General features: G+C 64.7%; 12 protein-coding genes and 2 tRNA genes. 9 read left to right on the forward strand and 5 right to left on the reverse strand.

Features of this window, described 5'->3' with window-relative positions; translation table 11 throughout:
* Nucleotides 1–29: 29 nt before the first annotated feature.
* The 5 genes from gyrA to C9424_RS07900 all read left to right on the forward strand — a co-directional run bounded on the left by gyrA (nt 30) and on the right by C9424_RS07900 (nt 3,896).
* The gene (gene gyrA, locus C9424_RS07885; RefSeq protein ID WP_116766336.1) at nt 30–2,765 is read left to right on the forward strand and encodes a DNA gyrase subunit A; all 2,736 of its coding nucleotides are present in this window, start codon (nt 30–32) and stop codon (nt 2,763–2,765) included.
* Nucleotides 2,762–3,394, forward strand: a complete 633-nt coding sequence (locus C9424_RS07890; RefSeq protein ID WP_116766337.1) for a DUF3566 domain-containing protein — start codon at nt 2,762–2,764, stop codon at nt 3,392–3,394. Before gyrA ends, C9424_RS07890 begins: the two co-directional genes overlap by 4 nt.
* Before the next feature lie 97 nt (nt 3,395–3,491).
* Nucleotides 3,492–3,565, forward strand: a tRNA-Ile gene (locus C9424_RS07895).
* Nucleotides 3,566–3,634: 69 nt separating this feature from the next.
* Nucleotides 3,635–3,751, forward strand: a complete 117-nt coding sequence (locus C9424_RS21880) for a DLW-39 family protein (RefSeq protein ID WP_217639728.1) — start codon at nt 3,635–3,637, stop codon at nt 3,749–3,751.
* Between the two features lie 69 nt (nt 3,752–3,820).
* Nucleotides 3,821–3,896: transfer RNA gene (locus tag C9424_RS07900), tRNA-Ala, on the forward strand.
* A gap of 75 nt (nt 3,897–3,971) precedes the next feature.
* Here C9424_RS07900 and C9424_RS07905 read toward each other — a convergent pair.
* Nucleotides 3,972–4,340, reverse strand: coding sequence for a cupin domain-containing protein (locus tag C9424_RS07905; RefSeq protein ID WP_116766338.1), 369 nt, complete (start codon nt 4,338–4,340; stop codon nt 3,972–3,974).
* A 131-nt stretch (nt 4,341–4,471) separates the two neighbouring features.
* On the opposite strand from C9424_RS07905, the gene C9424_RS07910 reads away from it, so the two are divergent.
* Nucleotides 4,472–5,416, forward strand: a complete 945-nt coding sequence (locus C9424_RS07910) for a DMT family transporter (protein ID WP_116766339.1) — start codon at nt 4,472–4,474, stop codon at nt 5,414–5,416.
* A 46-nt stretch (nt 5,417–5,462) separates the two neighbouring features.
* On the opposite strand, the gene C9424_RS07915 is transcribed toward C9424_RS07910, so the two are convergent.
* Together C9424_RS07915 and C9424_RS07920 are read right to left on the reverse strand one after the other, a co-directional pair.
* A complete protein-coding gene (locus tag C9424_RS07915) occupies nt 5,463–6,335 on the reverse strand; it encodes a glycosyltransferase (RefSeq protein ID WP_116766340.1) in 873 nt (290 codons plus the stop codon).
* Between the two features lie 167 nt (nt 6,336–6,502).
* Nucleotides 6,503–7,498 (reverse strand): hypothetical protein, encoded by a 996-nt coding sequence (locus tag C9424_RS07920; RefSeq protein ID WP_116766341.1) that lies wholly within the window; start codon nt 7,496–7,498, stop codon nt 6,503–6,505.
* 155 nt (nt 7,499–7,653) lie between these two features.
* Here C9424_RS07920 and C9424_RS07925 point away from each other — a divergent pair, with 155 nt between their 5' ends.
* Nucleotides 7,654–8,199 carry a peptidylprolyl isomerase gene (locus C9424_RS07925; protein WP_116766342.1) on the forward strand — a complete coding sequence of 182 codons (546 nt, stop codon included), beginning with the start codon at nt 7,654–7,656 and terminating at the stop codon, nt 8,197–8,199.
* 9 nt (nt 8,200–8,208) lie between these two features.
* Nucleotides 8,209–9,075 (forward strand): rhomboid family intramembrane serine protease, encoded by an 867-nt coding sequence (locus C9424_RS07930; RefSeq protein WP_116766343.1) that lies wholly within the window; start codon nt 8,209–8,211, stop codon nt 9,073–9,075.
* Nucleotides 9,076–10,282: 1,207 nt separating this feature from the next.
* Here C9424_RS07930 and C9424_RS07935 read toward each other — a convergent pair.
* Nucleotides 10,283–10,888, reverse strand: a complete 606-nt coding sequence (locus tag C9424_RS07935; protein ID WP_116766344.1) for a DNA-3-methyladenine glycosylase I — start codon at nt 10,886–10,888, stop codon at nt 10,283–10,285.
* 164 nt (nt 10,889–11,052) lie between these two features.
* Nucleotides 11,053–11,304, reverse strand: coding sequence for a cell division protein CrgA (locus C9424_RS07940; protein WP_116766345.1), 252 nt, complete (start codon nt 11,302–11,304; stop codon nt 11,053–11,055).
* A gap of 167 nt (nt 11,305–11,471) precedes the next feature.
* Here C9424_RS07940 and C9424_RS07945 point away from each other — a divergent pair, with 167 nt between their 5' ends.
* Nucleotides 11,472–12,272, forward strand: coding sequence for a class E sortase (locus tag C9424_RS07945; protein ID WP_133247495.1), 801 nt, complete (start codon nt 11,472–11,474; stop codon nt 12,270–12,272).
* The last annotated feature ends 66 nt before the right edge of the window (nt 12,273–12,338 follow it).

A 12,338-nucleotide genomic window follows, 5' to 3' on the forward strand; every position in this document is an offset into this window, starting at 1 on the left:
ATATATACCTGAAACGGAAAATATAGACTATGAGTGACGAAACACCCGAGGTGCCGGTCGGTTCGACCGGCTCCGAGCCCGTCCTTGAAGGCGCCATCCTCGACGGCGACGTGCTGACCGACCGCGTCGAGCAGGTGGACCTGCAGACCGAAATGCAGCGCTCCTACCTCGACTACGCCATGGCCGTCATCGTGGGCCGGGCCCTGCCCGATGTCCGCGACGGCCTCAAACCGGTCCACCGCCGCGTGCTGTACGCGATGTTCGACGGCGGCTACCGCCCGGAGCGCTCGTTCAACAAATGCGCCCGTGTGGTGGGCGAGGTCATGGGCCAGTACCACCCGCACGGCGACACCGCGATCTACGACGCCCTGGTGCGCCTGATCCAGGACTGGACCATGCGCTACCCGCTGGCGCTGGGCCAGGGGAACTTCGGCTCGCCCGGCAACGACGGCGCCGCCGCCCCGCGGTACACCGAAACCAAGATGGCGCCGCTGGCCATGGAGATGGTCCGGGACATCGATGAGGAAACCGTCGACTTCCAGGACAACTACGACGGCAAGAACCAGGAACCCACCATCCTGCCGGCGCGGTTCCCGAACCTTCTGGTGAACGGTTCCTCCGGCATCGCCGTCGGCATGGCAACCAACATCCCGCCGCACAACCTCCGCGAGGTCGCCGACGGTGTGCAGTGGTACTTGGCCAACCCGACCGCTAGCCGCGAAGAATTGCTCGAAGAGCTGATCCAGCGCATCAAGGGACCGGACTTCCCGACCGGCGCCACGATCCTGGGCCACAAGGGCATCGAGGACGCGTACCGCACGGGCCGCGGCTCCATCACCATGCGTGCCGTGGTCAACGTCGAGGAACTCCAGGGCCGCACCTGCCTGGTGGTCACCGAACTGCCGTACCAGGCCAACCCGGACAACCTGGCCATCAAGATCGCCGAGCTGGTCAAGGACGGCAAGATCTCCGGCATCGCCGATCTCCGAGACGAGACCTCGGGCCGCACCGGCCAGCGCCTGGTGATTGTGCTCAAGCGCGACGCCGTGGCCAAGGTGGTGCTGAACAACCTGTACAAGCACACCCAGCTGCAGGACAACTTCGCCGCCAACATGCTCGCGATCGTCGACGGCGTGCCGCGCACGCTCAGCCTCGACGCCTTCATCCGGCACTGGGTCACGCACCAGATGGACGTCATCGCCCGCCGCACCCGGTACCGGCTGCGGAAGGCGGAGGAGGAAGCGCACATCCTGCGGGCCCTTCTCAAGGCGCTGGATGCGCTCGATGAGGTCATTGCCCTGATCCGTGCGTCCACCACCACCGAGGCCGCCCGCGACGGGCTGATGGAGCTGCTGGACATCGACGAGGTGCAGGCCCGGGCCATCCTGGATATGCAGCTGCGCCGGCTCGCCGCCCTGGAACGCCAGAGGATCCAGGACAAGCATGCCGAACTCGAGTCCATGATCGCCGAGTACAACTCGATCCTGGCCTCCGAGGAGCGCCAGCGCGAGATCATCAGCACCGAACTCGCCGAAATCGTCGCCAAGCACGGCGATGACCGCCGCACCAAGGTCCTGCTGGGTTACGACGGCGACATGTCCATCGAGGACCTGATCCCCGAAGAGGAAATGGTCGTCACCATTACCCGCGGCGGCTACGTCAAGCGCACCCGCAGCGATAACTACCGCTCGCAGCAGCGCGGCGGCAAGGGCATCAAGGGCGCGCAGCTGCGTGGAGACGACGTCGTCGAGCACTTCTTCGTCACCACCACCCACCACTGGCTGCTGTTCTTTACCAACTTGGGCCGGGTCTACCGCGCCAAGGCGTACGAGCTCGTGGAAGCCGGACGCGATGCCAAGGGCCAGCACGTGGCAAACCTGATGGCGTTCCAGCCGGACGAGCACATCGCCCAGGTGCTGGATCTGCGCGACTATCAGCACGCCCCGTACCTGGTGCTCGCCACCAAGCGCGGCCTGGTCAAGAAGACCCGCCTGGAGGACTACGACACCAACCGGTCCGCCGGCGTGATCGCCATCAACCTGCGCGACGGCGATGAGCTTGTCTCGGCCCAACTGGTGTCCGAAACCGATGACCTCATGCTCGTCTCCCGCAAGGGACAGTCCATCCGCTTCACCGCGACGGATGAGGCGCTGCGCCCGATGGGCCGCGCCACCTCCGGCGTTACCGGCATGAAGTTCCGTGAGGACGACGAACTGCTCGCAGCCGACGTCGTGAAGGACGGCTCGTTCGTGTTCATCGTGACCGAAGGCGGCTTCGCCAAGCGGACCGCGGTAGAGGAATACCGGCTTCAGGGCCGCGGCGGCCTCGGCATCAAGGTCGGCAAATACCAGGAGGAGCGCGGTCACTTGGTCGGCGCCCTCATCGTCCAGGAAGAGGACGAGGTCCTGGTGGTCATGGAGGGCGGCAAGGTGGTCCGCTCCTCGGTCAGCGGTGTGCCGGCCAAGGGCCGGGACACGATGGGCGTGATCTTCGCCAAGCCGGACAAAAACGACCGCATCATCGCCGTTGCGCGCAACAGCGAACGCGGGCTGGAAGGCGACGAGCCCACCGACGGTGAAGATACCGGCGAAGAGGCCGGCGGCGACGCTCAAACTCGGGCTTCCTCGCCGGATGACGTAACGTTGGCTGAAGATGGCGGATTGCACGAGAGGTCCGCAGCGGCAGAATCAGTACCGGCCCCGGAGTCAGATGAGTCATCAGGCAATGCCGAGCTGGACGAAGACAACACCGGAGGTAACGAGTGAGTAATTCCGACTCATATCCCAAACCGAGCAGCGGCGTGCCGGGCGGAGTGCGGCAACCTGCCGCAGCACCGCGTGTGGGCGCTCCCTCGCGTCCGCAGCAGCGCCCCGGCGTGTCCGGCGCGGCCACGGCTGCAGGCCAGCGGCCGCCGGCCCCCGGCCAGCGCCCCGCCGTGCCCGGTCAGCGCCCCGCCGTGCCGGGACAGCGCCCCGCTCAGTCCGGCGGGCAGAACTCGGCCGGATTGATCAAGCCTGCCCCCAAGGCGAAGGTACGTCGGGCCAGACTGCTGATCAGCAAGGTGGACCCCTGGTCCGTGCTGAAAATGGCCTTCCTGCTCTCCGTAGCCTTGGGCATCGTCACGGTCGTGGCGGCAATCGTGCTTTGGACCGTCCTGGACCTGACCGGGATCTTCGACCAGGTGGACAGCCTGCTCGGGACCCTCGCGGGCTCCGAAGGCGGTGGCTTCGAACTGAAAAAGGTGGCATCCCTGGGGCAGGTGGCGTCGTTCGCCACCATCATCGCCGTGATCAACGTGGTGCTGCTGACGGCCCTGTCCATGCTTTCCGCGGTGCTGTACAACATCGCGGCGACGCTCGTGGGCGGCATCGGTGTGACCCTCACGGACGACTAAACCCGTATTTTTCCGCGGAATCCTGCGGAGAAGTGCCTCGATTTGAGATCGGGCCGGGATGTGCTGTACAGTCATATCTCGGCCCGATGAGGCATCGGGGCGTATAGCTCAGGCGGTTAGAGCGCTTCGCTGATAACGAAGAGGTCCCAGGTTCAAGTCCTGGTACGCCCACGGAACCTGTACTGGTTCTGATAGAGGTTAGTGAAGGTTCGTCGATGACTGAACCGGAACGGGGTGCGTGTGAAGAAGCTGTTGGTTATCGCAGCCACGGTCGCAGGCGTCTTCCTCTACCGGAAGGTGCAGGAATCCGAAGCCCGGAAAGTAGTTTGGAGTAACTCAACCGATACGGTTGATTAGCCCGGACCCAGGGATGGAAGCTGCATTAGCTCTTCGGAACTAGGGTATGATTGACGGGTTGCTTCTTATGGGGGCATGGCGCAATTGGTAGCGCACCTGCTTTGCAAGCAGGGGGTTCGGGGTTCGAGTCCCCGTGCCTCCACCATGAGAAAAGTCCCGGATCGCGGAAACGCGGTCCGGGACTTTTTGCATATCCGGGCAAGGGCGCCTGCCTGCAGACTCACTCCTTCGGTTTGGCGTAGTCCGACATCCCTTGCCAGTCGATGTACACATAGGGTTCGTCGCCGAGGACCCAAGCGTCGTGACCCGGCGGGATGACCCCGAAGTCGCCGGGACCGAATTCGATTTCTTCGCCGTCGTCCATGACGACTTTTAGACGGCCCGAGACGGTGTAGCCCTTGTGGGCAACCATGCAGCTCTCCGTTTGGGCGATCGGCTTGACGTGCTGGGACCACTTCCAGCCCGGCAGGAAGGTCGCTCGCGCCACCGGTCCGGCGTCGAGGTTGACGAGGTCCACCTGACCCATGCCTTCGGCAACGGGGCGTGTTTCTTCCGGCTGGTCCAGGCTCTTGCGGATCATTGACGCCATGTTGGTCTCCTTCTTTGGTGATGGTGAGACCGGACTGTGAGACCGCGATTTAAGACTGGCACCGCGGTATGTACGGGTCAAGGAGTAGCGGACGGAAGGGCCGCCGCCGTCGGTCCCACTAGTGTGGGAGCGTGAACTTTTTACTTGCTGCCGTCGGGGTGCTTGGTGTGGCTTCGTCGGGGCCGCTCATTGCCGCCACGCTGGGTGCCACATCGGTCAGTGCCCTCGCCATCGCCTTCTGGCGCAACGCGATTGGGGCCGTCGTCATGGCTGGTCCCGTGCTGGTCCGCAACCCGCGCCAGTTCGGCAGAGTGACCGGAGCTGAGTTCCGCTGGTCGCTCGCCGCGGCGGTGGCTCTGGCGCTGCATTTTGCCTGCTTCATCACCTCGCTGCAGCTGACATCGGTTGCGGCGGCGACGGCGCTGGTGTGCCTGCAATCGGGCTGGATCGCAGTTTTCCAGATGTTCCGGGGCGTTCGGCACCCGTGGCCGGTCCTCGTGGGGCTGGGGATCGCGTTCGCCGGCGTCGTGACGATTACCGGCTTCGACATGGGCACCTCTCCGCAGGCGCTCCTGGGCGATCTCCTGGCAGTGGCCGGCGGCGCCCTGGCGGGCATGTACACGCTTGCCGGAGGCAAAGCCCGGCAGACCATGGGAACCGGCATCTATACGACGCTCTGCTATGGCATGTGCGCCGCGATTGTGGCGGGGATGGCGTTGTTGGCCGGACAGCCGCTTGCAGGGTTCGAGGCGGCTGGCTGGCTGGGGATCCTTGCCGTCACTGTGTGCGCCCAGCTCGTGGGGCACACGGCATTCAACCACCTGCTGGCGACGATGAGCCCGCTGCTCGTATCAATGATCATCCTGTTGGAAATTCCAGGTGCGGCGCTCTTGGCTGCCGCGTTCCTTGGCGAGACGCTGCCGGCCGGGACCTATGCCGGACTGGCGATGATCCTGGTGGGGCTCGCCGTCGTCGTTCTGGGGCAGCGCAGGTCACGGCTGCCCCGGGGCGGCGCGGTGGTACCAGGCGGGGAGGGACCAGGCACTGAACGGCTGGCGGAGCTCGGCACGGACTAGACCGCGGCTATTGCTGGCGGCTCTTGGTAGCGCCTGTTGCTCGCGCCTATTGGCCACCGCGGCGGGCGGGCTGCGCGGTGTTGACGGTGTGAATGGCGCGGAGCAGCTTTGCCGGGAAATAGACCGAGAAGAACACCACCATGGGCGCCTTCAGGGCCATCTTCTTGACGTTGTGGGCCTTGTAGGTGCGGTCAAAGCGCGTCACGTAGTAGCGGTAGTCGCGGGGTGAATCCTCGAGCCTCCGGGCGGACATGCCCGAGATCATCTGCGGCCAGTACTGGATCCGGAGATCGTGGTCCGCCAGGTGCAGCGAGAGGTCGATGTCCTCGTGCATTTCGTCCCGTTCGTCCCGGCAGGTGTCGGCCCGGATGGTTTCCCAGGCCGAACGGCGGAGGGCCATGTTGGAGCCGAAGAGGAAGTGATACTGGTGCTTGGCAAGCTTGAGCATCAGTTGGCGCATTTTGTCGTCGGCCTTGAGCCCGAAGCGGCGCATCGGCATGTCGTAGTAGACCACCGGACCGGTTGCGGCGTGCACCGAGTCGTCCGTGAAGGCATTCTGGACCTGCTCCACCCAGTCAGGCTCCAGCACGGAGTCGGCGTCGATCCTGCCGAGGATGTCGCCTGTAGCGTGGTCCAGACCGAAATTGCGCGTGGGAATGAGCCCCTGAGCGCTGTGCTGGCTGAGGAGGATGATGGGACTCTCCGGATACTCAAGTTGCATCTGGCGCACGATGTCTGCCGTGCGGTCCTTGGACAGATTGTCCACCACAATGATTTCGTGGGCAGGCACCGACTGGTAGACCGCGGCAATCAGACACTGCCGGATGACGCTTTCCTCGTTGTACGCCGGGATCACAATAGACACAGACGGCGGTGGAGCAGTAAGCAGGTCGTCCTGGGGTGATCTATGGGGTGACATCACCACAAATTTAGCATCTAGCCTGCAGGCTGAAGCCGGGCCGCCGCGCGGACCGGCGCCGGACCGGCACGGGACCGGGACGGGACCGGGCGAAACAAAGGGAGGGATCCCGCCCCATGGCGGAATCCCTCCCTCGGTTCGGCTCAATGGCCTCGGCTCGGCCGGTGCTACTGGCCCGGCTTGTTCGAGCCGTTGTTCAGGTTGGACGCGATGTTGCGTACGGCGGTCTTGGCATCGGTGGCAACCTTGGTCGCAGCCGTCGTGGCGTCGTCGGCAACGTCCTTGGCCGCCTCCGTTGCATCGTCGGCCGCTGCAGCTGTCGCGTCGGCTGCCTCCGCAGAGGCATCAGCCGCGGCGTCGGCTGCCGCAACAGTGGCGGCGCCGGCCTTGTCGGCGGCGTCCTTGAGGGTCTCGTTGACGCTGCTGGCCGCGACAGGGGCCGGCGTTACCGGCGTCGGCACCTTCCAGGGGTCCTCCACCGGCTTGGAAGCCTTCCAGGCGGCAACACCGGCAGCAGCTGCGGCAGCGATGATGCCGAAGATCAGCAGCCCGCGGTGCTTGTGCTTGGGCTTCTGCGGCTTGGCGAGCTTCGCGCTGGCGGTCTTACCGGCCTCGGCGGCGGCGGCCTTGATGTTCTTTCCGGCAGCCTTGGCCTGCTTCTTGGTGACCTTGGCCTGCTCCTGGACGCTGCGGACGACGCCGGAGTCAACAAGCTTCTGCGCCACGGCGTCCACATGGGCCGGAGCGTTCTCCAGCGTGCGGTGGACGGCCTCGGAAGCGTACCCGAGCTGGTCGGAAAGCTTGGGCAGGTACTCGACCACCACCCGGTCGCGTGCGCTGGCGATCACGGGGGACGCCTTGTCCACGGCTTCGTGCAGGCGCGGAGTCGCGCCCTCGGCGGCTTCGGTGATCTTCGGCGCAAGGTGGGCCAGGCTGTCCTGAAGGCGGGGGGTGACGGTGGCAACGCTGCCGGCCAGATTGTGGGCTGCCGACTTGAGCCCTTCCTGAATCTTGGGGGACGCGGTGTCCAGTCCATGCTGCAACCGGGGAACAGCCCAATTCACGGCCGCTTCAACCCGCGGTGCCGCCCAATCCTTGGCGTTGTCTACTCCGGTGCTGACTGACTGCTCAAGGTCACGGGCAATACGATCCGATTTCTTCACAACTACCTCCCGATTAATGTGACGGTTCTGCTGTTAGCCTACGTGTCTAGGAACGCACCGGCTATTCTTCAGGCCGATTTCCAGTGGATTTCACCCAGCGCGGAACTGACTGCGTGGCCCTATGCGCATGGACCCGTCATGGAAGAATAGGCCCCATGACTGCCAACGCAACCGCAAAAGCCACTATCCACACGAGCCTCGGCGACATCGTCGTCAACCTCTTTGGCAACCACGCGCCGAAGACCGTCGACAACTTCGTCGGACTGGCCACCGGCGAGAAGGCCTGGACCCACCCGGAAACGGGCGAGGACAAGACGGGCACGCCGCTCTACAACGGCACCATCTTCCACCGCATCATCAAGGACTTCATGATCCAGGCCGGCGATCCGCTGGGCCGCGGCACGGGCGGACCGGGCTACAAGTTCGACGACGAAATCCACCCGGAACTGACGTTCAACGAGCCGTACAAGCTGGCCATGGCCAACGCCGGCATCCAGATGGGCCGCGGCACCAACGGTTCGCAGTTCTTCATCACCACCATCCCCACGGGCTGGCTGCAGGGCAAGCACAGCATCTTCGGCGAGGTCGCCGATGACGAATCCAAGAAGGTCGTCGACGCGATCGAAGGTGTCCGCACCGGCATGGGCGACCGCCCCGTCGAGGACGTCACCATCAACAGCATTGATATCGAGAAGCTCTAACCCCACACCATGAGCTACGGAGTTCCGGCGGCAGAGCCGTCCGCGGAGATCCCGGTGTGCCCCAGGCACCCGGACCGGCCCGCCTATGTGCGCTGCCAGCGATGCGGCCGCCCTGCGTGCCCCGATTGCCAGCGGGCGGCCGCCGTCGGATTCCAATGCGTTGACTGCGTCAATGAAACCAAACGCACGACGCCGACCGTCAGGACCGTCTACGGCGGCGCCGCGACCATCGGCAAACCTGTAGTCACTTTCGTGATTATTGGGCTGTGCGCCCTTGTTTATGCCCTGCAGTGGATCGTCCCCAACGACGGGATCTACCAGCAGCTGGCATATGCCCCCGCCTTCACTGACAGCGAGCCGTGGCGGATGCTCACCTCGGCGTTCCTGCACTCCCAGGGATTCCTGCTCCACATCGTCCTGAACATGTACACGCTGTGGATTTTCGGCCAGATCCTTGAACCGCTGCTGGGCCATGTCCGCTTCCTGGCGATCTATCTGCTCTCCGCCGTCGGCGGCTCGGCCGGCTTCCTCCTGCTGACCCCGGTCTATCCCGTGAACGGCCCCGTTGGCCTCGTAGGAGCCTCCGGCGCCATCTTCGGCCTGTTCGGCGCCCTGCTGGTGGTCCAGCGGCAACGCGGCGGCGATATCCGCCAACTCCTGGTCCTGATCGCCATCAACGGCGTCATCGGATTCATGGTCCCCCAGATCGCGTGGCAGGCCCATCTTGGCGGCCTCGTCACCGGCGCCCTGAGCGCCGTCGTCATTGCCTACACTCCCCGCGGACCCCGGCAGACTCTGATCCAGGTGATCGGCCTCGCCGGCGTCCTGGCCCTGGTGATCGTCGTTTCAGCCGTCCGGATGGCCGGCGCCGCTTAAGTCAGGCCCGCCTCCACCACCTTTGCCGCCTACCCCGGGGGCGCCCCTTTGCCGGCCATCCCGCCTGCGCCCCGCCGTACTCGTGCCCATCCATCCGGGCGTAGTTCCGGGCAGTTTTGTCCGGGGGCACTTCGACGTGAAAACGCCGCTCCCAGGCCGTCTATCGCCGTCTCCGGCCCGCAAAGTCGCCCCGGACGGCGCACCTCACCAGCCCTGCCGGCGCAGCCCGACAGCCCTGCCGGCACGACCCTGGCTCCCGTCTGCACCACCCGTCTGAACCTCCGGGGAAAACCCGTCCGATCTGCGGCGATGTCCCCGGCCGCGGGTGGAAGTTTTCCACAGGGGTTATCCACATTGTTAATAACTTACACGCGTGTAGTTCGTGCCGGGTTTCCCGATCTGAAGGCCACAGCTGGCGAATTTCCGGGAGCGTGGGGAGGCCGTCCGATGGATCTCCACACCTGTGGATAACTTCTGTGGGTAGCCCTGTGAGTAAGTGGATAACTCTGTTTGTTCGCCGGGTCCGCTGCTTCGCCCTGCAACAATGCGTCCCCAGGAACTGCAGATGCGCTGCCGGCTTCCCGCCGGCCCGCCGCCCCGTGTCGCTGGATCGTACGCCATCGCCGCAATGTGCAGCGGTGACGTCCTTTGATCCGGCCGCCCCTCAGGCCGCACGGCACGCACCGCTGGCCGACGCCAAGGTCTTTCAACAGGGTTATTCACAGTGTTAATAACTTGATCCTCTTAGTAGCCACGCGAAAAAATCCGGCTCATGGCCCGCCAGCAAGGCATGCCGGATCCGCGAGCCGGCGGTTATCCCCAGCTGTGGATAACTTGTGGGTAGAACACTGTTACTAAGTGGATAACTTATTCGTCGCACTCCGCCGGCCGGGACAGTCGCTTCTGGCGTGGCCTGGCACGGCCGCGGAGCACCGGACGGAGCGGATGGCCGATCCACGGCACTTTTCCACAGGGAATCCACACTGTTAATAACTTACAGCGTTGTAATTCATGGCCCGGCGGAGATACCGCAGCCCCCGGACCGGCCAGCTGCGGCCTTTTGCCCGGGCTGGAAGGCGCGAATGAACGGAAACTTATGAACAATGTGGATAAGTTTCCCCAGACTTGTGCACAGCTGTGGATAAAGCCGGCTCATGGAACCGGCGCTGCGCGGCACCGCGTCAGGCCGCCCCGCCGGACCGCGGCGTCAGTGCGGCCAGACGCCCGACGTTCCGCGCCGGTGGCTGTCCAGCAGGTGGGTATCCACCATGCCTATGGCTTCCATGAGCGCAAACATGGTGGTGGGTCCGACGAACGCGAAACCCTTCTTGCGCAGCGCCTTAGACAGCGCCACAGACTCGGCCGAGGTCGTGGGGACCTGATCCAGCGAATGAGGCCGGGGCGTGGTTGAGGGCTGAAAGGCCCAGACGAAGTCGACCAGGCCGCCGTCGTCCCGCAACGCCAGAGTCGCACTGGCGTTGGTGATCGTTGCTTGGATTTTGAGCCGGTTCCGGACAATGCCGGCATCGAGCATGAGCCGTTCCACATCGGCGTCGGTGAAGGACGCTACCGTCTCCGGGTGGAAGTTCTTGAATGCCGCACGGAAAGCGGGCCGCTTCCGCAGAATCGTCGCCCAGGACAGCCCGGCCTGGAACCCTTCGAGGCAGATTCGTTCGTAGAGTCCTTGCTCATCCCGGACGGGCATTCCCCACTCGGTGTCGTAGTACTCACGCAGCATGGGATCCACGGCTGCCCACACAGGCCGCGCCAGTCCGTCGTCGCCAATAATTGAGCCGCTTACTGCCGGGGTCATCTGGAATCCTTCGCTGGGTTAATGCCGCTCCCAGCATTATCGGTCATAAGGACACGGCCGCCTGAAGCCGGCACAGCCGGGCGCTCGAGCGCCGGGATTAACGCTGATGGGCCGGTACACAGTGTGTACCGGCCCATCAGGGACATGCTCCGCGGAGGCGTGGTTCAGGAACGCCAGCGCGTGGTCATCAGGAAGCCGATGATCGCGATTCCGAACCCGACGACGATGTTCCACGAGGCCCAGGCCTGCACTGGGAAGGCGCCTTGAGTGATGTAGAACGTGATGATCCACAGCAGACCAACGATCATCAGGCCAAACATGACGGGCTTGAACCAGACCGGATTGGGCTTGTAGGCCGCAGCAGAAGTCTGCGGCGCCACACTGGTAGTCCTCTTACGCGGCTTCGAGACGGGCACTGATCCTCCTTGGCGGGCCGGAACAAGAGCTGCTTGGTATCGTGCAGGAGGTAAGCCCCCGGCGGCCAGCGCGCTCTTGGTCAAGTTTGAATTCTCGTTCGCAGTCAATTCTAGCTGTAGTTCAGGCCACACCGTTGACCCCCAATCGCCCACGAGGAGAACCCGTAGTGCTGCAAGTGGAGCAGGGATCCGGCAGGACCGGCCGCCGGCGGGGACTGTTCCGGCGCGGTGTCCGGATCGCAGGTGAACTGCTCATGACGGTCGGCGTCATTCTCCTGCTCTTCGTGGCGTGGCAGTTGTGGTGGACGAATGTAGACTCCGACGCCCGGCAGCGCGACGTCGTTAGGGAATTCGCCCGTGGGACCGCAGTAGCCGCTCCCGCGGCGTTCGGCGTGCCGGAAACCGGCGGAGCCGCACAGGACGTCGTGCCGGCGGCCGCCGCCGCTGAACCCGTCGTTGCCCCTGAACCAGAAGAGGGCGCGACGATCGGCATCATGTATGTTCCCCGGTTCGGTGCCGGATACACCCGCCCCATCGTTCAGGGAACCACTCCGGCGCTGCTGGACACCCTTGGCATCGGGCACTACCAGGGCACCGCGATGCCGGGCGCGGCGGGAAACTTCGCGGTGGCCGGCCACCGGCAGACTCACGGCGCGGTCCTGGACAACATTGATGCCCTGGTGCCCGGGGACCGAATCTACGTCCAGACCCGCGGGGGCTACTATGTCTACGTGTTCCGGAACAGCCAGATAGTCCTGCCCTCGAGGACGGATGTACTGCTGCCGGTGCCGATGCAGCCGGGCGCAGTAGCCACGGAGCGCTACCTGACTATGACGAGCTGCAATCCGCGCTTTGGCTCGCAGGAACGCTTTGTCGCCTACGCACTGCTGGAGCGGTGGCAACCTGTGTCGGCGGGTCCGCCGGCCGAAATCGCTCCCCAGGCGGCCCTCGCGGCCGGGGAAGGCTGAGGCATGTACAGCTGGCTATTCCGCCACCTTCCAGGGCCCTTGTGGCTCAGGATTGTGACGGCGCTG

Source organism: Arthrobacter sp. H-02-3 (assembly GCF_003097355.1).
GTDB lineage: Bacteria > Actinomycetota > Actinomycetes > Actinomycetales > Micrococcaceae > Arthrobacter > Arthrobacter humicola.

What these genes read in the sequence shown, in the direction of transcription:
- C9424_RS07935 (WP_116766344.1), bottom strand. Translation starts at nt 10,888, where the DNA reads ATGACCCCGGCAGTAAGCGGCTCAATTATTGGCGACGACGGACTGGCG.
- C9424_RS07905 (WP_116766338.1), bottom strand. Translation starts at nt 4,340, where the DNA reads ATGGCGTCAATGATCCGCAAGAGCCTGGACCAGCCGGAAGAAACACGC.
- C9424_RS07915 (WP_116766340.1), bottom strand. Translation starts at nt 6,335, where the DNA reads ATGTCACCCCATAGATCACCCCAGGACGACCTGCTTACTGCTCCACCG.
- C9424_RS07925 (WP_116766342.1), top strand. Translation starts at nt 7,654, where the DNA reads ATGACTGCCAACGCAACCGCAAAAGCCACTATCCACACGAGCCTCGGC.
- C9424_RS07930 (WP_116766343.1), top strand. Translation starts at nt 8,209, where the DNA reads ATGAGCTACGGAGTTCCGGCGGCAGAGCCGTCCGCGGAGATCCCGGTG.
- gyrA (WP_116766336.1), top strand. Translation starts at nt 30, where the DNA reads ATGAGTGACGAAACACCCGAGGTGCCGGTCGGTTCGACCGGCTCCGAG.